The following is a 24,310-nucleotide window of genomic DNA, read 5'->3' on the forward strand; positions in this document are numbered from 1 at the left end:
ACCTCGTGGCCCAGAGCCCGGATCTGGCGCGCCCAGTGATGGGCGGTGGCGCAGGCCTCCATCGCCACGATGGTGGCGGGGATCTTCTTGAGCGCCGGCAGCAGCTTGTCGCGCGAGACGCGTTCGGTGCTCACCACGGCGCCCTGCGCGTCCTGGGCCTCGAACTGGAAGACGGACTTGGCGATGTCCAGGCCGATGATGCTAATCTGCGTCACGGACGGTCTCCTCGGTTGGGTGTCAGACGACCTCAACCTGGCACTTATGATGCCGGCGGGGGCCGTCCACCCCAACATCCCGGGGCCGCGCAGCGGAACCCGGGATCCATAACCGCCGACAATTCATGATGAAGCGCAACACGTCGAGCCGGGTGCTGCACCGTCAGCGGTTATGAATCCCGGGTTCTCGACTTCGTCGAGCCCCGGGATGACATCGAGCGGTATTGACCGAGCGCCAGATCGATCGCAGCGAGCAGCGTCGCGCGACGGCTCATGACGCTCTCCCGATATATTCGCGCGCAGCTTGACGCATGTGGGCCGGGAGACAATTCAAGTCTGCCGCACAGCCGGCGCCCTGGGTACCGGGTCACGCCTGCCGCGCGATGGCGACCGGATCGACAGAGACCTCCTGCTTCAGGGTGCGCAAGGCGAAGACGGAGCGCGACTGGCGGATGCCGCGTATCCGGTAGAGCTTTTCGCGCAGGAATCGCTCGTAATGCGCGGTGCCGCTGACCGCGACCTTGATGATGTAGTCGTACTCGCCCGTCACCAGATGTACTTCCAGGACTTCCGGGATGCGCAGGATCTCGGTGCCGAAGGCCTCCAGCACCGAATCGTCGTGCTTGTCGAGGGTCACCTCGACGAAGACCACGTCCGGGATGCCGAGCGCCCGGTGGTCGAGCACCGCGACGTAGTCGCGGATCAGCCCTGCCTCCTCCAGGCGCTTGAGCCGCGTCCAGCACGGCGATTGCGACAGGCCGACCCGCTCGGCGAGGCCCGCGATGGTCAGCCGGCCGTCCGCCCGCAGGGCGCCGAGGATCCGGCGGTCCATGTCGTCGAGCCGGTGCGGTTCGGCGCCCTTCGCGGGGGGCTGCGTGCGCCCGGAACGCTTGTTCGGCGATTCAGCCTTCGATGCCATGATCCGTTCTCCGGAAACCGGCTTTAGCGATGAAAATCGGCGAGGACCATCCGGCCGGACCGGGCTACAAGGGAGTCAAATCAAGCGTCGCGGGAGGACGCGCATGGCTCGTGAGCAAGGCCACGTCATCGAGATCCGGGCCCGGATCCTGCACGCCTTCGACGGCGTGACGCGATTGCTCGGCGAGGTCGAGCGGGCCGGCTACGCCCTGCGCAACCTCGCCCTCAATGCCGAGGGCGCGTCCTCCGCCGTCACCCTGTCGATCCTTGTCCCGGACGGGACGGACCTCTCCTTCCTCGCCGCCCGCCTGTCGCGCCACCCGGCGGTGGTCGAGGCGCGGGTCGGCGCGTCGTCCTGATCCCCCCTGCCCCAAATCCCCCTGTCCCAAGGGATTCCCATGCCGCCAGACGCCCCGAGCCCCCAGGCTGCCTTAAGCCTGCACGTCCCCGAGCCCGCCGTCCGCCCGGGCGGCAACCCGAGCTTCTCCGATCTCGACATCCCGGAGGCCGGTGCCGTCCGCCGGCCCGAGGTCGACGTCGCGGCGGCCGACATCCGCGACCTCGCCTACACGCTGATCCGGGTGCTCGATGCGGACGGCAAGGCGGTCGGCCCCTGGGCCGGCTCGCTCACCGACGAGGAGCTGCTCGCGGGCTTGCGCGACATGATGAAGCTGCGCGCCTTCGATGCGCGCATGCTGATGGCCCAGCGCCAGGGCAAGACCTCGTTCTACATGCAGCATCTCGGCGAGGAGGCGGTGAGCACCGCCTTCCGCCGTGCGCTCGCGCCCGGGGACATGAACTTCCCGACCTACCGGCAGGCGGGGCTCCTCATCGCCGGCGGTTATCCGCTGGTCGACATGATGTGCCAGATCTACTCCAACGAGAACGATCCGCTGCACGGCCGCCAGCTGCCGGTGATGTACTCGGCCAAGGAGCACGGCTTCTTCTCGATCTCCGGCAACCTCGCGACCCAGTACGTCCAGGCGGTCGGCTGGGCGATGGCCTCGGCGATCAAGAACGATTCGAAGATCGCCGCCGCCTGGATCGGCGACGGCTCGACCGCCGAATCCGATTTCCACGCGGCACTCGTCTTCGCCTCGACCTACCGGGCGCCGGTGGTGCTCAACGTCGTCAACAATCAGTGGGCGATCTCGACCTTCCAGGGCTTCGCCCGCGGCGGCTCTTCCACGTTCGCGGCGCGCGGCCACGGCTTCGGCATCCCGGCGCTCCGGGTCGACGGCAACGATTACCTCGCCGTCCACGCCGTGGCGAAATGGGCGACGGAGCGGGCGCGGCGCAATCTCGGGCCGACGATCGTCGAATACGTCACCTACCGGGCCGGCGCGCACTCGACCTCCGACGACCCGTCCGCCTACCGGCCGAAGACCGAGTTCGACGCCTGGCCGCTCGGCGATCCGGTCAAGCGCCTGAAGGATCACCTCATCGCCCGCGGCGCCTGGTCGGAGGAGCGCCACCGCCAGGGCGAGGCCGAGATCCTCGACGAGGTCGTGGCGGCGCAACGCGAGGCGGAGACCCACGGCACGCTGCATGCCGGCGGCAAGCCCTCCCCGCGCGACATGTTCGAAGGAGTGTTTTCCGAGATGCCCCCCCATCTGCGCCGCCAGCGCCAGCAGGCGGGGTACTGACATGCCGCGCCGCACGATGATCGAGGCCATCCGCGACGCGATGGCCGTGGCGATGGAAGGCGACGACGACGTGGTCGTGTTCGGGGAGGATGTCGGCTATTTCGGCGGCGTCTTCCGCTGCACCCAAGGGCTCCAGGCCCGCTTCGGCAAGAGCCGCTGCTTCGACGCCCCGATCAGCGAATTGGGCATCGTCGGCGCCGCGGTCGGCATGGCGGCCTACGGGTTGAAGCCCTGCATCGAGATCCAGTTCGCCGACTACATGTACCCGGCCTACGACCAGATCGTGTCGGAAGCGGCGCGCCTGCGCTACCGCTCGGGCGGCCAGTTCACCGCCCCGATGGTGGTGCGGATGCCCACCGGCGGCGGCATCTTCGGCGGCCAGACCCACAGCCAAAGCCCCGAGGCCTTGTTCACCCACGTGGCGGGCCTCAAGACCGTGGTGCCGTCGAACCCCTACGACGCCAAGGGCCTGCTGATCGCGGCGATCGAGGATCCCGACCCGGTGATCTTTTTGGAGCCGAAGCGCCTCTATAACGGCCCCTTCGACGGCCATCACGACAGGCCGGTGACGCCCTGGGCCCGCCACGACCTCGGCGAGGTGCCGGACGGGCACTACACCGTGCCGCTCGGCAAGGCGGCGATCCGGCGCGAGGGCAAAGCCGTCACGGTGCTGGCCTACGGCACCATCGTGCACGTGGCGGAGGCCGCAGCAGTCGAGACCGGCATCGACGCGGAGGTGATCGACCTGAGGACGCTCTTGCCCCTCGACATGGAGACGATCGAGGCATCGGTGCGCAAGACCGGCCGCTGCGTCATCGCCCACGAGGCGACCCTGACGTCCGGCTTCGGCGCCGAGCTCGCGGCTTTGGTGCAGGAATCCTGCTTCTACCACCTGGAGGCGCCGATCGTCCGGGTCGCGGGCTGGGACACGCCCTATCCGCACGCCCAGGAATGGGCCTACTTCCCCGGCCCCGAGCGCGTCGGCCGGGCCCTGCGCGCCGCGATGGAGGGCTGAACCATGGGCTTTCGCATCGTCAAGCTGCCCGACATCGGCGAGGGCGTGGCCGAGGCCGAGGTCTCAGCCTGGCACGTCAAGGTCGGCGACGTGGTCCGCGAGGACCAGCCGCTCGCCGACGTGATGACCGACAAGGCCACCGTCGAGATCCCCTCGCCGGTGAGCGGCACCGTCGCGGCCCTGGGCGCCGAGGCCGGCCAGATGCTGGCGGTCGGCGCCGAACTGGTGCGGCTCAAGGTCGAAGGCGGGGATTCCGCACCCGCGTCGGCGCCGGAGACCGGCGTGGCCGTGGCACCGGATGTGGCCAAGGCGCAGGACGCGGCTTCGGGCCAGCCGGCCGCCGCCCTGGTCCCGGCCGCGGACGGCCTGGAGCCGGCCCAGCCCGCGCCTGCGCCGAAATCCGCCGCGGCGCCCGGCGCCACCGCAGCTGTGAGGCCGCCCGAAGCGCCGAAGCCGGCGCCGGCCAAGCCCGCTTCTCCCGCCCCGCGCCCCGCCGCGGCACTCTCCTCCGGCCCGCCCCGCCCCGCCGGCGAGAAGCCGGTCGCCTCCCCGGCGGTGCGCCGGCGCGCGCTCGAAGCCGGCATCGACCTGCGTCAGGTCCGCGGCACGGGTCCGGCCGGGCGCATCGGCCACGACGACCTCGACGCCTTCCTCGACGCCCCGCCGGAGGACGCCGCCCCCGCGCCCGCCGGCCGCGTCGCCCGCACGGGCGTCGAGGAGATCAAGGTCATTGGCCTGCGCCGGCGCATCGCCCAGCGCATGGCCGACGCCAAGCGCCGCGTCGCCCACTTCTCCTACGTCGAGGAGGTCGACGTGACGGCGGTGGAGGAGCTGCGCGCCGCCCTCAACCAGCGCCACGGCGCGAGCCGGCCGAAGCTCACCCTGATCCCGTTCCTGGTCCAGGCCCTGGTGCGCGCCCTGCCGGACTTCCCGCAGATGAACGCGCATTACGACGACGAGGCGGAGGTGATCCACCGCCATGCCGGCATCCATGTCGGCATCGCGACGCAGACCCCGTCCGGCCTGATGGTACCGGTGCTGCGCCACGCCGAGACCCGCGACGTCTGGAACGCGGCCGCCGAGGTGCGGCGCCTCGCCGAGGCCGCCCGCAACGGCTTGGCGGCCCGCGACGAGCTCTCCGGATCGACCATCACCATCACGTCGCTGGGCGCGCTCGGCGGCATCGTCACGACGCCGGTGATCAATCGGCCGGAGGTGGCGATCATCGGCGTCAACAAGCAGGTGATGCGCCCGGTCTGGCGCGACGGCGCCTTCGTGCCGCGCCTGACGATGAACCTCTCGGCGTCCTTCGACCACCGGGTGGTCGACGGCTACGACGCCGCCCTGTTCGTGCAGGCGCTGAAGGGCCTGCTCGAGACGCCCGCGACGTTGTTCATGGAGGCCTGACCCGTGGGCGAGATCACCACCAAGCTCCTGGTGCTCGGCGGCGGCCCGGGCGGCTACGTCGCGGCGATCCGCGCCGGCCAGCACGGCATCGACACCGTGCTCGTCGAGGAGAACCGCTTAGGCGGCACCTGCCTCAATGTCGGCTGCATCCCCTCGAAGGCGATGATCCACGCCGCCGAGGCGTATCACGCCGCTCTCCTGCAGGCCGAGGATGCCTCGCCCTTCGGCCTCTCGGCCGGTCCGCCGAATCTCGACTTCACCCGCACGGTCGCCTGGAAGGACGGCATCGTCGGTCGGCTCAATACCGGCGTGGCCTCGCTCCTGAAGCGCGGCGGGGCCAAGATCCTGCGCGGGCGCGGGCAGATGGTCGACGGCAAGACCTGCCTCGTCGAGACCGATACCGGCCCCGAGCGGGTGCGGGCCGAGCACGTCATCCTTGCCACCGGCTCGGTTCCGGCGGCGCTCCCGCACATCCCCTTCGGCGGGCGTGTCATCTCCTCGACCGAGGCCCTGTCCTTGTCCAAGGTCCCGGCCACGATGGCGGTGGTCGGCGCGGGCTATATCGGTCTCGAGCTCGGCACGGCGTTTGCCAAGCTCGGCGCCAAGGTCACGGTGGTCGAGATGGCCGAGCGGATCCTGCCGGCCTACGACGCCGAGCTGACCCGGCCGGTGGCCCGGCGCCTCGGGGCGCTGGGGATCGAGGTGCTGCTCGGCGCCAAGGCGACCGGGGTCTCGGGCGACGCGCTCGCCGTCGAGGTCGGTGGTGAGCTCCGAAAAATCCCGGCGGAGGTGATCCTGGTGGCGGTCGGCCGCAAGGCGCGCACGCAGGATCTCGGGCTCGACCGGCTCGACCTCGACATGAGCGGGCCGTTCATCCGCATCGACGAGCGCTGCGCCACCTCGATGCGCAACGTCTGGGCGGTCGGCGACGTCACCGGCGAACCGATGCTGGCGCATCGCGCCATGGCGCAGGGCGAGATGGTGGCCGACCTCGTGGCGGGACGCCGGCGCGCCTTCCACAAGGTGGCGATCCCGGCGGTCTGCTTCACCGATCCGGAGGTGGTCTCGGCCGGCCTGTCGCCGGAGGAGGCCCGGGCCGCCGGGCACGAGATCCGCACCGGGCTCTTCCCCTTCGCCGCCAACGGCCGCGCCATGACGCTCGGCGCCGAGGACGGCTTCGTGCGGGTCACGGCCCGGGCCGACAACCACCTCCTGCTCGGCATCCAGGCGGTGGGCGCCGGCGTCTCGGAGCTGGCGGCGGGATTCGGCCTGGCGCTGGAGATGGGCGCGCGGCTCGAAGACATCGCCGGGACGATCCACGCCCACCCGACCCTCGGCGAAGCCTTCCACGAGGCGAACCTCCGGGCGCTCGGCGAAGCCCTCCACATCTGAGAGGCGCGCCGCCGGGTGAATCGCCGCCCGATATGCGAGAGGATCGCTCGTCCGGGCCGCGGAGGGACGAGGGGTGAGCGAGAAGAAGCGCCGGGCCACGGCCGCGGAGATCCGCGGCCGGGCCTTCGGCGACGTGATCGAGTGGCTGGAATACCGCGTCGCGGTCTGCCGCGACGGGCTGGAGCGCTACACCGCCTCGCACGGCGCCGACAGCCGGGCCGCGGCGGCGGAGCGTGCCGCGGCGTTCGAGGCCGAGCTGATCCTGCGCGAGATCGGCAAGCTGGCGCGCGCGGCGCCACGCACGAGGGCGTTCCGCGAGGCGGCCGAGGCCCGCCGCCGCTTCGTCGCCGCGCAGCGCGAGGGGGACGGCGAGGCGGGGGCGCCGGAGGAGGCCTGACGGATCGCCGCCGCTTCCCGCCGAAGGCCGGGCACACGAAGAATTTTCCGCCTCAGCATTGAATAGATCCGGGCCCGCGTGAAATACTGCGAAGACGGCCCCGCTTCAGACAGGCCGCGATCCAGGGAGATTCGCCATGACGGGCCGGGGCTCGAAGCGCCTGGGAGAACTCGTTTCCGTGCTCGCCCTCTGCCTCGCGGCGCAAGGCGCGCGCGCCGAGGTGAAGACCGGGCCGGTGCTGATGCATTGGGGTCCGTGCGAAGCGTCGGGCGCCGTGCCCTACCCGGCCGGCAGCTTCGGCGACCGGTTCCTGGTGGTCGACGACGAGAGCAACGCGTTGCGCCTCTACAAGGCCGACGAATCCGGTCCGCCCTTGATGCTCAAGGGCGGCGACCTCGACGCGGCGCTCGCGACCAGCGGCCGCGAGGAGCCCGCCAAGGCCGACCTCGAATCGCTGGCCTGGCTCGGCAACGACTTGGTGCTGATGGGCTCCCACGCCCGCGATTCCGAGGGGCGCACCCGCGAGGCCTCGCGCCAGATGCTCGCCGTCGCGGTGGGCGGCGATCCCAAGTCCCCTGATTCCAAGGCCCCGGCGGTGACGCCGAAGGGCAAGCCGTTCCAGGGTCTCGCCAAGGCGATCGCCGACCTCGACCCGCGCCTGTCCGAGCGCATCGCCGTCGATCTCGCGGCGAAGGCGAGCCTGAGCCCGAAGCGGCGCGGCTTCGCCATCGAGGGCCTGAGCCCGACGCCCGACGGGCGCGGCCTGTTCGTGGGCCTGCGCAACCCGCTCAACGCCGACAACGACGCCCTGGTGGTGCCGTTCGAGAACCCGGCCGAGGTGCTGGCGGGCGGCGCAGCCCCGAAGCTCGCCAAGCCCGTCGCCCTCGACCTCAAGGGCCGCGGCATCCGCGACATCGCCTACGCGCCGGGCCTCAAGGCGTATTTCCTGATCGCCGGCGGCTCGGGCAGCGGCGGCGAGGCCGCCGACCTCTACCGCTGGTCCGGCAAGGCCGGCGAGGCACCCTCCCGCGTCGCGGGCGTGGCGGAGGCGCTGGCGGCGCTCCCCGACTTCCAGCCCGAGGGCCTGATCGTCGCCGCGGACGGCAAGAAGGTGCAGCTGATCAGCGACGACGCCGACATCTGCCCGGCGCGCAAGCCGCAGGGGTTCCGGAGCGTGGTGCTGGAATTGGAGTGAGGGGCGGATCGCCCCTCTCGCCCTCCGGTCGGACGACGTGATCCCGGGGCTCGCCGCGCGGCAAATTCCGGGATCGTGGTGATTCCAGCCCGGATTATCGGGCAGTACCGGGAACGGGCGTGTTGAGCAGCTGCTGTTCCCACAGGAACGCGATGCCGCTGCCGCCGGCATGCTGCGTGATCACGTCCGTCAGCGCGGCGGCCTGTTCGGCCCGCGCCCAGTCGCGCTGCCATTCGGCAGCAACGGCGAGCCAGGTCATCACGTTCGCGCCGGCCGCGATCATGCGCCGGATCGCGACGTCGTGGGCCTCGACCGACACCCCGCCCGAGGCATCCGTGACGACCGTCACGTCCCAGCCTTCACCCAGCGCCTGGATCGCCGGCATCGCGACGCAGACCTCGGTCCATAATCCCGCGATGACGAGCTGCTTGCGGCCCGTCGCCGCGACCGCATCGACGACCTTACGATCCTCCCAGGTGTTGATGAACGTCCGGTCGATCACCTCCTGGCCGGGGAACACCTCGGTGACCTGCGGAAAGAGCAGGCCGCCGCGCTCCGCGATGACGGTCGTGAGGATCGTCGGGACGCCGAAGGCCTTGGCGGCCTTCGCCAACCCCACCGTGTTGTTGATGACCATCTGCGGCTCGTGGCTATTCACGTTCGCGAGCTGGTAGGGCTGATGATCGATCAGCACGAGCACGGAATCCTCAGGGCGAAGAAGCGAAGCAAGACCGTTGCGACGGGTCATGAATATCCCTTTGTCTGCTGTGGTCGAGGCCGATCTGTTCGAGAGATGGCCGCGACAGCGCGCTGCCTGATGACCCTGTCACCGCGATCCGTGATGCGATAGTATTCGTTAGAGCTACCGCGTGTCGCGCAACGGGGAACGCCGAGGTGGATATCGAAGAGCTGCGGACCTTCGTCGAGGTGGCCGATGCCGGCGGCGTGTCGGGCGCCGCGCGCCGCCTCGGCCTCGCCAAGTCCGTGGTCAGTCGCCGGCTCCTGCGGCTTGAGACGGAACTCGGCGTGCAGCTTCTGGTCCGGACCACCCGGGGCGTCGCTTTCACGGAAGCCGGAGCGACCTTCCGGGACTACGCGGCCCGAGCCTGCGCCGAGATCGATTCAGGCCGCGAAACGATCATGCCGGACGGCGAGCTCCGCGGCCGCTTCCGCGTGGCGGCCCCGCTGACGTTCGGTCCGAGTCATTTCGCCGCGATCATCGCCGCCATGGCGAAGCTCCATCCCCGGCTCCACATTCACACCTGCTACACCGATCGCTTCGTCGACCTCGTCGCAGAGGGCTACGATTGCGCAATCCGGGTCGGTTATCTCCCGGATTCCGATCTGCTCTCGCGGCGCGTCGGACCACTCTACGGAAAGCTCGTTGCGAGCCCGATCTACATCGACGCCCATGGATCGCCCGAAGCTCCGGACGACTTGCTCGCTCACCAATCCCTGATGCAGGGCAACGAGTCCTGGCAGTTCATGGACGGCGCCGACATCGTCACGGTTCGCCCGCGCGGGCGCTTCAAGGCCGACAGCGGCACGGCCCTGGTCGCGGCCGCCACCGCGGGCCTCGGGATCGCCTGGCTTCCCGACGGCATCACCCGTGACTACCTGGCATCCGGAGCACTCGTGGCCGTGATGACGCGCTATCCGCCGCCGCCGGCAGGCATCTACGTCGTTCGTCCACCGGGTCGGCATCCGGCGCCGAAAGTGGGCGTGCTCACGGAGCTGCTGATCGACTGCTTCGAAAAATCCCAGGAGAGCCGCTAACGGTGGCGTATCGCATCTTTGCAGCGTCCATAGCGGCCAAGATTCGTTACGCCTCCCCAGACTTGTTCTCCCCGCGTTCTGCCCTGCGCCGCCTGTCCCGCCGCAGCACCCAGAGCTGCCAGAACCCGAACCCCAGCACCGCCCCGAAGACCAGCCCGAAATCCAGCAGCGCGAACAACGTCTGGCTCACGACGGGGCTGCGCCGCCGAAGCGTTCGCGCTCGCGCAGGGTCTCGATCAGGTCGAGCACGCGCACGACCCGGCCACCGAGGTTCCACCAGGCCGGCCGCGAGGCAGGGGGAGGCGCAGGCATCATCGCCACCGCCTCGACCAGGAAGGCCGCCTCCGGTAGGGCCGGCCGGTCGGCGCGGCGGGACGAGGACGTGAGGACCGCGCGGGCGAGCAGCCGCGCCTTGCGGGCGCCCGGCACCCGGGCGCGGCGGGTGACCGAATCGAGCCCGCCGCGCGTGAGGTCGCGGCCGATCTCGGCGTAGATCAGCCCGGCGGCGCGCACGGCGGGACGGCAGGAAGGCGGCAGCATCGCGATGCCGGATTCCGCCCGCGCGTAGAGGAGGTCGGCGGCGGCGAGCAGGCGGGCGACGACGGAGGCGAGCGCGGGGCTCGGCTCGGGATTGGCCAGGAACGCGTCGGGGTCGAGCCCGGCCTCGCGCAGCCAGGATTCGGGCAGGTAGAGGCGCCCGTTGCGGGCATCCTCGCCGACGTCGCGGGCGACGTTGGTGAGCTGCATGGCGATGCCGAGGTCGCAGGCCCGGGCCAGTGCCTCGGGCGAGCGCTCGCCCATCACCAGCGTCATCATCGCCCCGACCGAGCCGGCGACCCGGGCCGCGTAGGCGACGAGGGAGGACAGGTCCGGGTGGCGCCGCCCGGCGGCATCCCAGGCGAGGCCTTCGAGGAGAGCGGCCGGCAAGGCCTGGGGAATCGCGTGGCGGGTCACGATCTCGGCCAGCGCCCGGTCGGCGGCCGCATGGGCGGGCCGGCCGGCATAGGCGGCCGCGAGCCGCGCCCGCAGGCGCGGCACCGCGTCGGCCCGGGCGCCCGCCCCGTCGACCGCGTCGTCGGAGAGGCGGCAGAAGGCGTAGAGCCCGTAGGCGTCGCGGCGCACCGCCCGAGGCAACAGCCACGAGGCGGCGTAGAAGCTGCGCGAGCCGGCCCGGATCGCCGCCCGGCAGGCGGCGTGGTCGGCGGCGCGGGCCAGGGACGCGGCGAAGGGCGTCTGACGACGCGCATCAGGCGAAGACGGCTGCATCCGGCACCACGCGATCGAGGATCTTGGAGGAGGAGAGCACGCCCGGCAGCCCGGCCCCCGGATGGGTGCCGGCGCCGACGAGGTAGAGGTGGCGCACCGCGCCGCAGCGGTTGTGCGGGCGGAAATACGCGCTCTGGGTCAGGATCGGTTCGAGCCCGAAGCCCGAGCCGCGATAGGCCAAAAAATCGTCGGAGAAATCCTGCGGCGTCGTCACCCGGGAGGTGACGAGGGACTCCGACAGGCCCGGCAGCACGGTGGCATCGAGCCGCGCGGCGACGCGCTGACGGAACGGCTCGGCGAGCTGCGACCAGTCCTGTCCGCCGGCGAGGTTCGGCACCGGCGCCAGCACGTAGAACGCGTCGTGGCCCGGCGGCGCGACGCTCGCGTCGGTCGCGGTCGGGCGGTGCAGGTAGAGGCTCATGTCCTCGGCCAGCACTTTTCGGGAAAAGATGTCGTCGAGGAGACCGCGGTAGCGGGGACCTAACAGGATCGTGTGGTGAGCGAGGTCCGGATAGGTCCGCCGCGTGCCGAAATACCAGACGAACAATCCCATCGAGGAATGCGCCCGGTCGAGCCGCCGCTCGCGCCAGCCCCGCGCCTCCGGCGGCAGCAGGTTGAGGGCGGTCACGGCCGAATCGGCGTTCGACACCACGACGTCGGCGGCGATCTCCGTGCCGTCGGCGAGGGCCACGCCCCGCGCGGTGCCGTTCGTCACCAGGATCCGCTCGACCTCGGCGCCGCAGCGCACCTCGCCGCCCTGGCCCTCGATCAGCCGCACCATCCCGCGCACCAGGGCGCCGGTGCCGCCGAGCGCCGAATGCACGCCCCAGCGCCGCTCGAGTGAAGCGATCAGGCAGTAGAGCGCGCTCGCCCGGAACGGCGAGCCGCCGATGAGGAGCGGGTGGAAGCTGAACGCCGTGCGCAGGCGCTCGTCGCGGAACACCGAGGAGACGAGGCCGTAGACGCTGCGGTGGCCGCCGATCCGCAGGAGGTCGGGGGCGATGCGCAGCATGTCGGTGAGGCGCCCGAACGGCACCGCGCCGAGCTGCTCGAACCCGACCCGGCACAGCTCGTCCGACAGCGCCATGAACCGGTCGTAGGCCGGCGCCTCGCCGGGCGACAGGCGCTCGACCTCTTCCCGCATCGCCTCGGCCTCGCCGCACATAGCGAAGGTGGCGCCGTCGTCGAAGCGGATGCGGTAGAACGGCCGCATCGGCACCAGCGTCACGTCGTCGGCGAGGGATCGCCCGCAGAGCGCCCACAGCTCCTCGAACAGGAACGGCGCGGTGACGATGGTCGGCCCGGCATCGAAGGTGAAGCCGTCCTGCCGGTGCACCCGCGCCCGCCCGCCGGGCTGGTCCAGGCGCTCCAGCACGCTCACCCGGTAGCCCCGCGCGCCGAGCCGGATCGCCGCCGCGAGCCCGCCGAAGCCGCTGCCGATCACCACCGCACGGGGTCGGGGCCGGGCGGACGTGACCCGCGGCGGCGCGTCGTCGAATGTCAACATAAGTTGACACTATCATCGCGGTTGGGCTGGGTGGCAAGCGGGAAAGTCGGTGGCAGGCTCCGTCTATGCCGAGGCCCGCGGCTGAGCCATCCGGGCCCGGATCAGCTCGGCCACCACCTCCGGCTTCTCCTCGTGCGCCAGGTGCCCGAGGCCGCGCAGCAGCTCCACCCGCGCCCGGCCGCCGAGGCGGTCGGCGAGGCCGAACGACACGTCGGGGGCGATGGTGCGGTCCTGTCCGCCGACGATCAGCAGCAGCGGAGCCTTGAGGCGGGGCAGGTCGCGGTCGAGGGGAATCAGGTCCCAATGCGCCATCATGCCCAGCGCCCCGGCGACGTGGCCGGGGGTCTGGAACAGGCGGCGGTAGAGGTCGAGGCCGGTGCGGTTGAGGGTCGAGCCGGTGCCGTGGATCAGCCGCTCCACCGCTGCCCGGTCGGCCGACCAGGCGAAGACCCGCGGCGTCACCGGGTTGAGGAACAGGGCGCGGGCCATCGCCGGGAAGATGAAGCCGGCCATGCCCGGGAAGGGTTTCAGGGCGGCGTTGAGCCCGACGAGGAGGCGCGGCGACACGACCCCGTCGAGGCACAGCCGGGCCAGGATCGCCGCCCCGGCGGAGTGTCCGACCGCGACCTCTGGCGCCACGCCGAGGACCCGCAGGAGGTCGCCGAGCGCCCGGGCCATGCGCGGCAGCGAGGGCGTCGGCAGCGGATCGGTGAAGCCGTGGCCCGGCAGGTCGGGGGCGATCACCCGGAAGTCCTTGGCGAGGAGCGGCAGCAGCCCGCGCCAGGAATGGGTCGCCGCGCCGGTGCCGTGGACGAGGAGCAGCACCGGGCCCGTTCCCGCCTCCTGCACGTGCCAGGTCAGGCCGCCGGCGGCGACGAAGCGGCTCGCCTCGCGGTTCGGCCAATCACGGCCCTCGCGGGCGAAGGCGGGTCGGTCGTCGGATGGGGCCATCGGTCAACCCGGCGGGGCGGCCTCGCGCACCGCCCGGGTCAGGCGCGCGGCGTCGGCCTGCGGCATGGCGAGGTAGCGCGCGGCCATGGCGGCGGCGAGCGCCCGGGCGGAATCCTGTGGGCGGGCGGCGGTGTCGATCACCAGGGCGCGGGTGCCCGTCGCCGCGAGCGCCTTTGCCGCGCTCAGCGCGTCGGCGCCCGCCTGGGCCCGGCCGGGCGCACCGGAGCGGGCGACGTTGGCGCGGCCGTCGGTGAGGAGGAGCACGGTCGCGCTGCGGCCGGCCCGGCGCTCCATGGCGGCCAGCCGTCCGGCCGCCTCGATGCCGGCCGCGAGCGGCGTGCCGCCGCCGCCGGGAAGCGAGGCGAGGGCGCGCTTGGCCCGCACCAGCGAGCGGGTCGGGGCGAGGAGCAGGTCGGCACCGCGGCCGCGGAAGGCCACCAGGGCGACGCGGTCGCGCCGCACGTAGCACTCGGCGAGCAGCGATTCGACCGCGCCCTTCGCCTCGGCCAGCCGCTCCAGGGCGGCGGAGCCGGAGGCGTCGACCGCGAAGATCGTGGTGGTCTCGCGCTTCTGCACCAGCCGACGGATGCGCAGGTCGTCGGCGGTGATGCGCAGGCGCGCCTCGGCCTCACCGCGGCGCAGGCGCTGCCAGGGTGCGGCGGCCCGCAGGGTCTCGATCAGGGCGAGGCGGCCGCGACGCGGATCGCCCGGCCGCGCCCCGACCGGACGCCCGCGTTGCGCCGATGCGGCGGCGCCCGTGCGGCCGGCACCGGCACTGCGCAGCCGGGGGCCCTCGCCGGCGAGCAGGCGGGCGAGGAGGCCGGGCGGCAGGCTGGCTGCGACGGCAGCGAGGATGCGGTCGTCGAGGCACTGATGCTCGCCGGTCCGGTCGTCCTCCCGGTCCGCCGGTTCGGCCTCGTCCGGGCCGGGTGGCGGAGGTTCCGACTGCGCCTCGCTCTCGTCATCGGGCCAGACGCGGGCCCGGGGCGCGAGCACCAGGGCGACGGCGGTGGCGAGGTCGGCATCCTCCAGGGCCGCGCGTCCGCAGAGGGCAGCGTGCAGCCGCGCCACTCGCAGGGCGAGGAGCGGCGCACGCAGGGACGCGATGCCGAGGCGGGCCGCGAGGGCGCAGAGCGTCTCGGCCGCCTCGGGCGGACCGTCCGCCGGAACGGCCAGGACGGCCGCGAGGTCGGGGAGCGGCGGCGCGGTCGCGAGGGCGCCGGGCGGCACGGCGTCGAGGTCGAGATGGAGGGCTGCCCGATCGGCGAGGCAGGCCGGGATCGCTTCGTCCTCGCCCTCCCCCTCGTCGAGGAGCACCAGGCCGAAGCAGGCCGGATGCCGGATCGCGATCCCGTCGCGGGCGACCTCGACGGCGCCGCTATCGAGCGCCTGCGCGATCCGCGCCGCGGTGCCGGGCCCGAGCCGCTCGGCCATCGGCACCACCACCAGGCCGCCATGGCTGCGGGCGAGCAGGCCGGCTTGCGCCACCGGGCGCCCCGTCGCCAGGGTCGTCGGCAGGTCGAGCCCGCCGAGGAGCGCGTTGTCGGCGATGCCGGCCGGCAGACGCGTCACCGGCGTGCCCTCCGGGAGAAGGGCGCGCAGGCGCGCGAGCCAGGCCTCGCGCACCGGTCCGGGCCGGGCCCGCACGACCACGCTCGTTCCCGCCGGATCGATCGCCACTAGGGATGCCGCGAGGCAGGCCTGTGTCCAGGCCGCGTCGGGTCCGGCGCTCACCCGAGAACCTCGGCCAGCGCCCGGGCGATCCGCGCCTCGGACCCGGCCTCGTCGAGGGGATTGCGGCGCAGACGGTGGCTCAAGGCGCTCGGGGCCACCTCGCGCAGGTGGTCGAGCGTCACGGTCCCGGCCCCGTCGAGGCTCGCCGAGGCGCGAGCGGTGCGCATCAGGGTCAGCTCGCCGCGCAACCCGTCGGTGCCCAAAGCCAGGCACAGGCGGGCGGCGGCCTCCAGCACCGAATCCGGCACCACGACCTCGGGCAGCTGCGCGCGCGCCGCCAGGATCGCCTGCCCGAGCCGCGCCTCCTCCGCCGACCACTCGGCGGCGAAGGCCGCCGGATCACGCTCGTAGGCGTCGCGACGGCGCACGATCGTCACGCGGGTCGCGAGGTCGGTGGGCGTCGTCACGGTGACGGCGAGGCCGAAGCGGTCGAGGAGTTGCGGGCGCAATTCGCCCTCCTCCGGGTTGCCGCTGCCGACGAGGACGAAGCGCGCCGGATGGCGCAGGCTCAGTCCCTCGCGCTCGACGGTGTTGACGCCGGAGGCCGCCACGTCGAGGAGCAGGTCGACGAGGTGGTCCTCCAGGAGGTTGACCTCGTCGATGTAGAGGAAGCCGCGGTTGGCGCGGGCAAGCAGCCCCGGCTCGAACGCCTTCTCGCCGGCGCCGAGCGCCCGGCCGATATCGAGCGCCCCGACGACCCGGTCCTCGGTGGCGCCGAGGGGCAGGTCGACCACCGGCACCGGCACGGTCTTCACTGTGAGACCCTGCACCCGGCGGGCCGCGCAGGCCGGGCAGAGCGAGGCGGCATCGACGGGATCGCAGGCATACGCGCAGCCCGCCACCGCCCGCATCGGCGGCAGCAGGGCGGCCAGCGCCCGCACGGCGGTGGATTTTCCGGTGCCGCGATCGCCGAAGACCAGCACCCCGCCCACCGCCGGATCGACCGCCGCGACGAGGAGCGCACGCCGCATCGCATCCTGCCCGACGATGGCCGAGAACGGATAGGGCGGGCGCGGCATCGCCTCGGTGCGCGCGGCGGGATCCACGACGGTGGGCGTCGAGAAGCCCGGCTTGGGAGCCCGCCGGGACAGGGCCGAGTGGGTGGGGGCCACGGTTCGCGTCCTCGAAGGCTGACGATGGAGGCAAGGATCGGCCGGGAAGGCGGGATTGTCTAATGAAATTGACGATTGGTTTGGGTGACAGTTGCGCGTCGAGCTTGCTCGGAAGGTCGCAACGGCCGTGCGCAAAAGAACCCTCCCCCCTCTGCGGGGGAGGGTGGCCCCCGCGTCAGCGGGGGTCGGGAGAGGGGCAGCGCGACGTTGATCCAGGTGGCGGCCTTCAGAACGGTTCAGTCTTCTAAGGAAGCGGCGTCACCTCTCCCGCCCGGCTCCGCCGGGCACCCTCCCCCGCAGAGGAGGGAGGGTTCAGGAACCGCCGCGCCCTACGCGGCCCGCGCCAGCCCGATCCGCCCCCAGATCGCCCCGAGCGCCGCCGCCAGGTGGTCGATGTCGGCGTCGCTGTGGAGCGGCGACGGGGTGATGCGCAGGCGCTCGGTGCCGCGGGGGACGGTGGGATAGTTGATCGGCTGGACGTAGATCCCGAACTCGTCGAGCAGCGTGTCGCTGATCTGCTTGCATTGCACCGGATCGCCCACCATCACCGGCACGATGTGGCTCGGATTGTCGAGAAGCGGGATGCCGATGCTCGCGAGCCGCCGGCGCACGGCCGCGACGCGGTCCTGGTGGCGGGCGCGCTCGACCCCGCTCGCCTTGAGATGGCGGATGCTCGCGGCCGCGCCCGCCGCGATCGCGGGCGGCAGCGAGGTGGTGAAGATGAAGCCCGAGGCGAAGCTGCGCACGAAGTCGCAGAGCGCAGCTGATGCCGCGATGTAGCCGCCCGAGACCGCGAAGGCCTTGCCCATTGTCCCCTCGATGACGGTGAGACGGTGCATCAGCCCCTCGCGCTCGGCGATGCCGCCGCCGCGGGGCCCGTAGAGGCCGACCGCGTGGACCTCGTCGAGATAGGTCATGGCGCCATGGGCCTCGGCCACGTCGCAGAGCTCGGCGATCGGCGCGATGTCGCCGTCCATCGAGTAGACGGATTCGAAGGCGACGAGCTTCGGCAGCTTCGGGTCGACGAGGCGGAGCTTGCGATCGAGGTCGTCGGGATCGTTGTGGCGGAAGATGTGGCGCTCGGCGCGGCTGGAGCGGATGCCCTCGATCATCGAGGCGTGGTTGCCCTCGTCGGAGAAGACCACGCAGCCCGGCAGCTTCGAGGCAAGCGTGCCGAGCCCGGCCCAGTTCGAGACGTAGCCCGAGGTGAAGAGGAGCGCCGCCTCCTTGCCGTGCAGGTCGGCGAGTTCCTGCTCCAGGAGCACGTGGTAGTGGTTGGTGCCCGAGATGTTGCGGGTGCCGCCGGCCCCTGCGCCGCAGCGGTCGATCGCCTCGTGCATCGCCCCCGTCACCGCCGGGTGCTGGCCCATGCCGAGATAGTCGTTCGAGCACCACACCGTCACCTCGCGGGTGCCGTGCGCGCCGTGCTGCGTGGCGTAGGGGAACCGGCCGGCCTGGCGTTCGAGGTCGGTGAAGACCCGGTAGCGCCCCTCGCGGTGCAGACCTTGGAGAGCGGCGGAGAAGTGCGCTTCGTAGTCCATCGAACGTCCCCTTGTACGATATTCTTGTGGTCGTGTTCTTGTGGTTACGGAGCCGTGTCGGCCCCGGGGCGGCGGGCGGGCAGGCCCCAGCCCCAGAGCGCGGTGGAGGGCAGCGGCAGCATCAGGAAGCCGTGCTCCAGGATGGCGAGGGCCATCAGGGTCGCCATCATCGTGTGGCCGGAGCGCTTGAAGGCCGAGGCGCTCTCGGTCACGGCCGGGTGCAGCAGCACCAGGAGGAAGCCGGTGGCGAGGATCATCGCCACCGGAAACAGGGCGTTCATCGGCGCGCGGCGGAAGAAGCTGCCGAGATAGCGCAGATGCTCGGGCAGGAACTCGGCGTTGAGGTTGCGCACGCCGAGGAAAAGGTTGAGCCGGGCGCTGAGATTCATCCCCCACAGCACCAGGTAGGTCCAGAGCGCCATCCGGTTCGGGCAGCCCGCCGTCAGCCAGGCGATCGCCGCGAACCCGAGGATGATCGCCGCCTCGTGCCAGAGGTTGGTGGCGGCGGCCGCGCCGAACCGGGCGAGGCCCCGGTCGGTGTCAAGGCCCGGGGTGCGCCGGGGGCCGGCGACGTAGCCCATGTAGAAGGCCATCTCCTGCCAGCCCCAGACGATCAAAGCCGCCGTGAAGGCCGCGTAGGCCCCCGCCTCGCTCTCCTGGGTCGCGCTCCAGGCGACGACCCAGAGGGCGGCCGCCAGCGCCAGCGTCGTCGCGCCGAAGCTCCAGGCATGGGTGCGGCGCGGCCGGTGGTTCAGCCAGAGGATCGCCCCGGTCAGGAACCACCAGATCACGACGGCGTAGAGGATCGGCGCGGCGTAGTCGGACATGCGGGCGCTACCAGGCGGGGCTGAGGCGGATCTGCGCGGGCATCGGGTTGGCTTTCGCCGGCATCACCATCAGCCGCCCGAAGGCGAGAGCCGCCTTCGCGGCGTAACCGGCATGCTTGAGCTTGCCGACGATCCCGCCCTGCGCCTTCGCCTCCTCGATGCCGCGGGCGCAAGCGAGCAGCCGCTCGAGGCCGGCCCGGAAGCCCGGATTCTCGATGTCGAGGGTGAGCGGAAACACCTGGCGCGAGATCTCGGAGGTGATGGCGAAGACCTGGAAGTCGTACTCCTTCGGGTCGACCCCGAGCGCCTTATGGAAGGCGGGCCGGCACTGGTCACGCACGTACATCGTGCAGAACACCGCTAGCAGGAAGAACTTGATCCAGTAGTAGTTGACGCCGGTGAGCAGCTTCGGGTTGGCGCGCATCAGGAGCGCGAAGGCCTCGCCGTGGCGGAACTCGTCGTTGCACCACTTCTCGAACCACTTGAAGATCGGGTGGAAGCGCTTGTCCGGATGGCGCTCGAGGTGGCGGAAGATGGTGATGTAGCGGGCGTAGCCGATCTTCTCCGACAGATAGGTGGCGTAGAAGATGAATTTCGGCCGGAAATGGGTGTACTTCTTGGCCTTGGTCAGGAAGCCGAGGTCGATGCCGACCCCGAAATCCTTCAGCGTGTCGTTGATGAAGCCGGCGTGGCGGGCCTCGTCGCGGCTCATGAAGCCGAACAGTTCGCGGATGTCCTTGTTCTTGGCGCGCTTGCGCATCTCGGCGTAGAGCACGCAGCCCGAGAACTCGGCGGTGATCGACGAGACGAGGAAGTCGAGGAATTCCTTGCGCAGCTCCGGGTCGAGGCCGGACAGGTCGAGGTCGAAATCGGAATTGCGCACGAAGTGGCGCTTGTTCGGATCGCTCCGCATCTCGGCGATCAGCACGTCCCACTCGGCCCGCACCGGCTCGACGTTGGTGCGGTCGAGTTCCTCGAAATTCGTGGTGTAGAAGCGCGGGCTCAGGAACGTCGTCGCCTGCGCCGACTGGGTGCTCTCGTTCGGGGTCCTCAGGGTCGTCGCGCTCATAGCCGCGTCCTTTCCGAGAAGCTGACTTCGTAGAGTTCGGTGAGCTCGAAATGACCCGCGATGCGGGTCCACAGGCGCTCGACGGCGCCGGCGCGCACCACCGTGGCGGTGCGGCGCACCACGATCCGGTCGCCGTAGGGCACGGAGGTCGGCGCGTCGTGCACCGTCACCTCGTCGCCGGGGGCGATGAGAAGCCCCCCGTCCAACGTGACGTGGGCGTGCAGGCTCTCGGCCGTCTGCTCGATCTCGACCGTGCACGGCACCTCGATGCGGCGTCGGCCGCCCAACCAGTGCATCACGATGCGCCCCTCCCCTGTTCGAGCAGCCGCGCGAAGGCGGCCGCATTGCCGAGCCCGAAGGCTTCGAGGTTGATCCGCCGGCCCGTCGCGGCGTCGTCGAGCGAGAGCGTGCCGTTGTCCCAGCGGGTGAGCCGGAACGGCGGGGTGCGCGACAGGCCCTCGCGCAGGCGCGCCTGGGCCATCACCCGGAGGGTGGCGCGCAGGAACCCGTCCTCGCCGGGCTGCACCTCCGCCACGAGGCGGCCATCCGCGGCGTTGCGGAGGTCCACCCGGCCGTCCGGCCGGTCCTCGACCGTGAGATCCAGGACCTGGACGGCCTGGGCCGGCGGCATCTGCGTGGTGCCGATCCCGCCGAACCGTCCGATCGCCACCGCCGCCAGCGAGAAGGCGACGAGGAGGCCGGCATTGCGCAGGAGCGGCCGGGGGATCTGGATGTCGTGCGCCATGCGACCCCCCTAGTGGCCCGCCGCCGCGAGGCGGCCAGGCAGGACGGGAGCCGCCTCGGGTGCGGGCGGCATCGCCTGCACCGGCTGGCCGTTCGCCTCGGCCAGCGCCGCGGCGATGCGCTTGGCGACTGCCTCGGCGTCCGGCACGCAGCGCAGCATCGGTTCGGGCCGGGTCAGGCGCCAGGGCCGGGCATGCGGCCAGAGATGTAGGTAGGCCAGCCGCACGCCGGGCTTGAGCCGCAGGGGCAGGTCGCCGCTGCCATCGCTGAGCCGGCGGAAGGCGGCGCCCTCGATCTCCTTCAACGGGAGATTGATGTCCATCTGGAGCGCGATGCCGATGCGCAGCATCAGCCGTCGGTCGGTCAGGGTGTAGACCGTGGTGCGGCAGGCGCCCCAGGCGAGGAGGAACAGGATCGCCAGCGCCAGCGCGCCGGCGAGGAGGACCGGCCAGGCCGCCGCGGCCCGCCCGGCCGAGACCGCCTGATAGAGCGCGAGCCCGCCGAAATAGACCGCCACGAGATCGACGTGGAAGGCGCGGCGCGCCAGGCTGAGGAGCATCGGGCGGCCCTGCCACAGCAGGCGCTCGCCCTTCGGCAGCGGGCCGGGCAGCCCGTGAGGAAGCGTGTCCATCACAGCAGCGGCTCCTGGCGGGCGTCGGTGGCGTAGAGCGTGCCGGCGCCGTAATAGGCGATGACCCGCTCCTCTTCCCGCAGCGTGATGCTGTCGGGGTCGCGGGCTTGCGGCACGCCGGCGAACTGGCGGGCGAGCAGGGCCGCGACGACGATCTTCTTCTCCCGGCTGAAGCGGTGCAGGTCCGCGAAGGTCACCGGGATCAGCACGGTGCGGTCGCGGGCGCCATCGAGTTCCATCTCGTAGTAGCGCGGCAGCGACTCGCCGCGATCGACCCAGATCTCCGTGACGGTGCCGGCCCGCACCCCGTCGGCGCCGTAGACCGGCAGGCCGCGCGGATCCGGATCGTCCGCCGAGACCGTGAACTCGTCGGCGACGCGCATCGGCACGATGCGGGTCTTGCCCTCCCAGGTCAGGTCCGGCCGCTCGGCGCGGAGCGCGTAGGCGCCCGGGCCGACGCCGTCGGCGAGGCGGGAATCATCGGTCGAGGTCGGGACGATCGGGGCGCCCGGCCAGGGTTCGAGCTTGACCGCCTTGAGTTCGCCGACCGGCCCCTCGTGCGGGCGCGGCGCCAGCACCGCCGAGCCGTCGGCGAGCAGGAAGGTCTTGGGAGAGGGCAGGAACAGCCAGTCCCAGCCTTTCAGGCCGCCATGGGTCTCGGATTCGAGCGGGTAGCCCTCGCGCCGGTCCTCGCGGCGCAGGTAGAAGACGAGGCCCGCGAAGAAGATCCAGAAGGCGTAGAGCACCACTTGCGCGACGTCGAGATAACCTGTGAGGGCACCCTTGGGCATGATGGCCTCCTTCTACGGTAGGGCCGGACGGGCGGAGAGCGGGGCGCGATCGGGCCGGCGGACCAGCGGCCCGATCGCCACCAGGGTGGCGAACAGGAGCCCGATCTCGATGTGGTAGACGACGAGGTAGCCGGTCGAGGCCTCGGACAAGGCCTCGCCGAGGCGGCCCGAGACCGCGAGCGCCGAGCCGAGATCGCGCAGGATGCCGCTCGCCGCGATGGCGAGGCCCGCGGCGCAGGCCTGGACCGCACCCCAGGCGCCGAGCGCCAGCCCGGTCTGCTCCGCTTGCGCGCCCGCCATCGAGGCGGTGAGCGTACCGTGGGCGAAGAGCCCGCCGCCGACGCCGATCAGCGCGACGCCGCAGGCGAAGAGACTGCCGGAGCTTAAGGGCGCGGCGAAGACCACCGCCGAGAAGGCCGCGATGCCGACGACGGCGCCGGCCGCCGCGACCCGGAACGGATCGCCGCCGCGGTTGAGCCAGCGCGCCGCGGTGATGAGCCCCGCCCCTCCGCCGACGGCGAGCACGGCGGTCAGCGCGGTCGTGGCAGCGACCGGCAGGTGCAGGATCTGGCCGCCATAGGGCTCGAGCAGGATGTCCTGCATGCTGAACCCCGCCGTGCCGAGGCCAGTGGCGATGAGGCGCCGGCGCGCCTGCGGCTGGGCCGCGTAGGCCTGCCAGGCGTCGCCGAAGCGGCGCGGCGCCTCCGTCCTGCGGGAGGTGTCGCGCGGCTCCTGCTTCCACAGGGCGATGCCGTTGAGGATGAGCGTCGCGAGCGCTGCGCCCTGGATCACCTGGATCAGGCGGATCGCCGAGAAATTGTGCAAAGCCAGCCCGAACACCACAGCGCTCGCCATCATGCCGGCGAGCAGCATGGCGCAGAGCAGCGCCACCACCTTCGGGCGGGCATGGGCCGGCGCGAGATCGGTGGCGAGCGCCAGCCCCACGGTCTGCGTGGTGTGAAGGCCGGCGCCGACGAGCACGAAGGCGAGCGCCGCGGCCACCTGGCCGATGACGATCGGCCCGGTCGTGTCGCCCGACAGGATCAGGAGCGCGAACGGCATGATGGCGAAGCCGCCGAATTGCAGCAGCGTGCCGAACCAGAGGTAGGGCACCCGCTTCCAGCCCAGCACCGAGCGGTGGGTGTCGGAGCGGAAGCCGATCAGCGCCCGGAAGGGAGCGGCCAGCAGCGGCAGCGCCAGCATCACGGCGACGATCCAGGCCGGCACCTCAAGCTCGACGATCATCACCCGGTTGAGGGTGCCGATCAGCAGCACCGCCGCCATCCCGACCGTGACCTGGAACAGCGACAGCCGCAGCAGTCGGCCGAGCGGCAGCTCCTCGGTCGCGGCATCCGCGAAGGGCAGGTAGCGGGGCCCGAGATCGGCGAGGGCCCGGGCGAGGCGGTGGGCCGTGCTCATCGGCGCGCCAGCTCCAGAGCGTTCGAGAGGTAGAAGCCGGAATTGACCCGGCGGCTGCGGGCCACCGCGAAGGGCGCGAGGCCCGGCTCGGCGGCGATGCGGCGGCGTAAGGCGCCCTCGCCGACCGGCTCGATCGCCGGCGCCCGGTCGCCGCGGGGGAAGAGACGGCCGGCGGCGTGCATCACGGTCAGCAGCGGAGTGCGCGGCGCGACGGTGAAGAGGAGCGAGGCGTCGGTGCGGCAGGCGAGCGCCGCCAGCGCCCGGACGATGTCGGGCGTGCGGTAATGGATCAGCGAATCCATCGCCACGACGTGGTCGAAGCGGCCCAACCCCTCGTCCAGCATGTCGCCGACCTGGAAATCGAGGCAGCCGGAGAGCCGCAAGCTGGCGGTGCGCTCGCGGGCGAGATCGATCAGCGTCGGCGACACGTCGATCGCGACGACCTCGGCGCCGCGCCGCGCGGCCTCGACGGCGAGTGCGCCGGTGCCGCAGCCGGCATCGAGCAGGCGCCGCCCGGTGAGGTCGGCCGGCAGCCAGGACAGGAGCTCGGCCCGCATCGTATCGCGACCGGCCCGCACGGTGGCGCGGATGCGGCTCACCGGCGCGTCGGAGGTGAGCCGCGCCCAGGCCTCGACGGCGGTGCGGTCGAAATAGGTTTCGAGCTGGGCCCGGCGGGTGATGTAGGTGGAGCTGGTCATGGGCGGGGGCTTTCTGTGCCGGAGACCCAATCCGGGCGCCGCGCGAGAACCCTCCCCCC

25 protein-coding genes and 1 pseudogene are annotated in these 24,310 nt (G+C 72.0%); 8 read left to right on the forward strand and 18 right to left on the reverse strand.

Annotated features, from left to right (window positions below; translation table 11 throughout):
• Together BM430_RS25185 and BM430_RS25190 are read right to left on the reverse strand one after the other, a co-directional pair.
• Positions 1-215, reverse strand: a pseudogene (locus BM430_RS25185) (IS110 family transposase); the annotation flags it as partial.
• 367 nt (positions 216-582) lie between these two features.
• On the reverse strand, positions 583-1,047 hold the full coding sequence (locus BM430_RS25190) for an Lrp/AsnC family transcriptional regulator (protein WP_244539660.1): 465 nt from the start codon (positions 1,045-1,047) through the stop codon (positions 583-585).
• Positions 1,048-1,237: 190 nt separating this feature from the next.
• Here BM430_RS25190 and BM430_RS25195 point away from each other — a divergent pair, with 190 nt between their 5' ends.
• The 7 genes from BM430_RS25195 (at position 1,238) to BM430_RS25225 (ending at position 8,185) form a co-directional block, all read left to right on the forward strand.
• Positions 1,238-1,492, forward strand: a complete 255-nt coding sequence (locus BM430_RS25195; protein ID WP_093569990.1) for a hypothetical protein — start codon at positions 1,238-1,240, stop codon at positions 1,490-1,492.
• 39 nt (positions 1,493-1,531) lie between these two features.
• Positions 1,532-2,779 (forward strand): 3-methyl-2-oxobutanoate dehydrogenase (2-methylpropanoyl-transferring) subunit alpha, encoded by a 1,248-nt coding sequence (locus tag BM430_RS25200; protein WP_093569991.1) that lies wholly within the window; start codon positions 1,532-1,534, stop codon positions 2,777-2,779.
• A gap of 1 nt (position 2,780) precedes the next feature.
• Positions 2,781-3,794, forward strand: coding sequence for an alpha-ketoacid dehydrogenase subunit beta (locus tag BM430_RS25205; protein ID WP_093569992.1), 1,014 nt, complete (start codon positions 2,781-2,783; stop codon positions 3,792-3,794).
• Positions 3,795-3,797: 3 nt separating this feature from the next.
• The gene (locus tag BM430_RS25210) at positions 3,798-5,201 is read left to right on the forward strand and encodes a dihydrolipoamide acetyltransferase family protein (protein ID WP_093569993.1); all 1,404 of its coding nucleotides are present in this window, start codon (positions 3,798-3,800) and stop codon (positions 5,199-5,201) included.
• 3 nt (positions 5,202-5,204) lie between these two features.
• Complete coding sequence (gene lpdA, locus BM430_RS25215) at positions 5,205-6,593, forward strand: dihydrolipoyl dehydrogenase (RefSeq protein WP_093569994.1); 1,389 nt, start codon at positions 5,205-5,207, stop codon at positions 6,591-6,593.
• Between the two features lie 73 nt (positions 6,594-6,666).
• Positions 6,667-6,990 (forward strand): hypothetical protein, encoded by a 324-nt coding sequence (locus BM430_RS25220; protein ID WP_093569995.1) that lies wholly within the window; start codon positions 6,667-6,669, stop codon positions 6,988-6,990.
• Positions 6,991-7,126: 136 nt separating this feature from the next.
• Positions 7,127-8,185, forward strand: a complete 1,059-nt coding sequence (locus BM430_RS25225; RefSeq protein ID WP_093569996.1) for a DUF3616 domain-containing protein — start codon at positions 7,127-7,129, stop codon at positions 8,183-8,185.
• 94 nt (positions 8,186-8,279) lie between these two features.
• Here the strand turns inward: BM430_RS25225 and BM430_RS25230 are convergent, their stop codons facing one another.
• The gene (locus BM430_RS25230) at positions 8,280-8,933 is read right to left on the reverse strand and encodes a hydrolase (RefSeq protein WP_093569997.1); all 654 of its coding nucleotides are present in this window, start codon (positions 8,931-8,933) and stop codon (positions 8,280-8,282) included.
• 146 nt (positions 8,934-9,079) lie between these two features.
• On the opposite strand from BM430_RS25230, the gene BM430_RS25235 reads away from it, so the two are divergent.
• The gene (locus tag BM430_RS25235) at positions 9,080-9,961 is read left to right on the forward strand and encodes a LysR family transcriptional regulator (protein ID WP_093569998.1); all 882 of its coding nucleotides are present in this window, start codon (positions 9,080-9,082) and stop codon (positions 9,959-9,961) included.
• A gap of 46 nt (positions 9,962-10,007) precedes the next feature.
• Here the strand turns inward: BM430_RS25235 and BM430_RS34865 are convergent, their stop codons facing one another.
• The 15 genes from BM430_RS34865 to bchM form a co-directional block, all read right to left on the reverse strand.
• The gene (locus BM430_RS34865) at positions 10,008-10,151 is read right to left on the reverse strand and encodes a hypothetical protein (protein ID WP_177303168.1); all 144 of its coding nucleotides are present in this window, start codon (positions 10,149-10,151) and stop codon (positions 10,008-10,010) included.
• The gene (locus BM430_RS25240; protein WP_093569999.1) at positions 10,148-11,227 is read right to left on the reverse strand and encodes a phytoene/squalene synthase family protein; all 1,080 of its coding nucleotides are present in this window, start codon (positions 11,225-11,227) and stop codon (positions 10,148-10,150) included. Before BM430_RS25240 ends, BM430_RS34865 begins: the two co-directional genes overlap by 4 nt.
• Entirely contained in the window at positions 11,208-12,734 is a 1,527-nt protein-coding gene (crtI, locus tag BM430_RS25245; RefSeq protein WP_093570000.1) for a phytoene desaturase family protein, read from the reverse strand. Before crtI ends, BM430_RS25240 begins: the two co-directional genes overlap by 20 nt.
• Before the next feature lie 63 nt (positions 12,735-12,797).
• On the reverse strand, positions 12,798-13,685 hold the full coding sequence (bchO, locus tag BM430_RS25250) for an alpha/beta fold hydrolase BchO (RefSeq protein WP_093570001.1): 888 nt from the start codon (positions 13,683-13,685) through the stop codon (positions 12,798-12,800).
• Between the two features lie 3 nt (positions 13,686-13,688).
• A complete protein-coding gene (locus tag BM430_RS25255; RefSeq protein WP_093570002.1) occupies positions 13,689-15,419 on the reverse strand; it encodes a magnesium chelatase subunit D in 1,731 nt (576 codons plus the stop codon).
• Complete coding sequence (bchI, locus tag BM430_RS25260) at positions 15,416-16,438, reverse strand: magnesium chelatase ATPase subunit I (RefSeq protein WP_177303169.1); 1,023 nt, start codon at positions 16,436-16,438, stop codon at positions 15,416-15,418. Before bchI ends, BM430_RS25255 begins: the two co-directional genes overlap by 4 nt.
• Positions 16,439-16,860: 422 nt before the next feature.
• Complete coding sequence (gene hemA / locus BM430_RS25265; protein WP_093570004.1) at positions 16,861-18,072, reverse strand: 5-aminolevulinate synthase; 1,212 nt, start codon at positions 18,070-18,072, stop codon at positions 16,861-16,863.
• Between the two features lie 44 nt (positions 18,073-18,116).
• The gene (gene puhE, locus BM430_RS25270) at positions 18,117-18,899 is read right to left on the reverse strand and encodes a putative photosynthetic complex assembly protein PuhE (RefSeq protein ID WP_093570005.1); all 783 of its coding nucleotides are present in this window, start codon (positions 18,897-18,899) and stop codon (positions 18,117-18,119) included.
• Positions 18,900-18,906: 7 nt separating this feature from the next.
• Positions 18,907-19,968: a magnesium-protoporphyrin IX monomethyl ester (oxidative) cyclase gene (gene acsF, locus BM430_RS25275; RefSeq protein ID WP_093570006.1), complete on the reverse strand. Its 1,062-nt coding sequence runs from the start codon at positions 19,966-19,968 to the stop codon at positions 18,907-18,909.
• Positions 19,965-20,264: a hypothetical protein gene (locus BM430_RS25280; protein ID WP_048432793.1), complete on the reverse strand. Its 300-nt coding sequence runs from the start codon at positions 20,262-20,264 to the stop codon at positions 19,965-19,967. The genes acsF and BM430_RS25280 overlap by 4 nt, the downstream gene beginning before the upstream one ends.
• Positions 20,264-20,713: a photosynthetic complex assembly protein PuhC gene (gene puhC, locus BM430_RS25285; protein ID WP_093570007.1), complete on the reverse strand. Its 450-nt coding sequence runs from the start codon at positions 20,711-20,713 to the stop codon at positions 20,264-20,266. The genes BM430_RS25280 and puhC overlap by 1 nt, the downstream gene beginning before the upstream one ends.
• 9 nt (positions 20,714-20,722) lie before the next feature.
• Positions 20,723-21,343: a photosynthetic complex putative assembly protein PuhB gene (puhB, locus tag BM430_RS25290; protein ID WP_093570008.1), complete on the reverse strand. Its 621-nt coding sequence runs from the start codon at positions 21,341-21,343 to the stop codon at positions 20,723-20,725.
• Positions 21,343-22,134, reverse strand: coding sequence for a photosynthetic reaction center subunit H (gene puhA, locus BM430_RS25295; RefSeq protein WP_093570009.1), 792 nt, complete (start codon positions 22,132-22,134; stop codon positions 21,343-21,345). The genes puhB and puhA overlap by 1 nt, the downstream gene beginning before the upstream one ends.
• A gap of 12 nt (positions 22,135-22,146) precedes the next feature.
• Positions 22,147-23,553 (reverse strand): BCD family MFS transporter, encoded by a 1,407-nt coding sequence (locus BM430_RS25300; protein ID WP_093570010.1) that lies wholly within the window; start codon positions 23,551-23,553, stop codon positions 22,147-22,149.
• The gene (bchM, locus tag BM430_RS25305) at positions 23,550-24,251 is read right to left on the reverse strand and encodes a magnesium protoporphyrin IX methyltransferase (protein WP_093570011.1); all 702 of its coding nucleotides are present in this window, start codon (positions 24,249-24,251) and stop codon (positions 23,550-23,552) included. Before bchM ends, BM430_RS25300 begins: the two co-directional genes overlap by 4 nt.
• Positions 24,252-24,310: the final 59 nt, after the last annotated feature.

This window comes from Methylobacterium sp. 174MFSha1.1, from assembly GCF_900116815.1.
Lineage (GTDB): Bacteria > Pseudomonadota > Alphaproteobacteria > Rhizobiales > Beijerinckiaceae > Methylobacterium.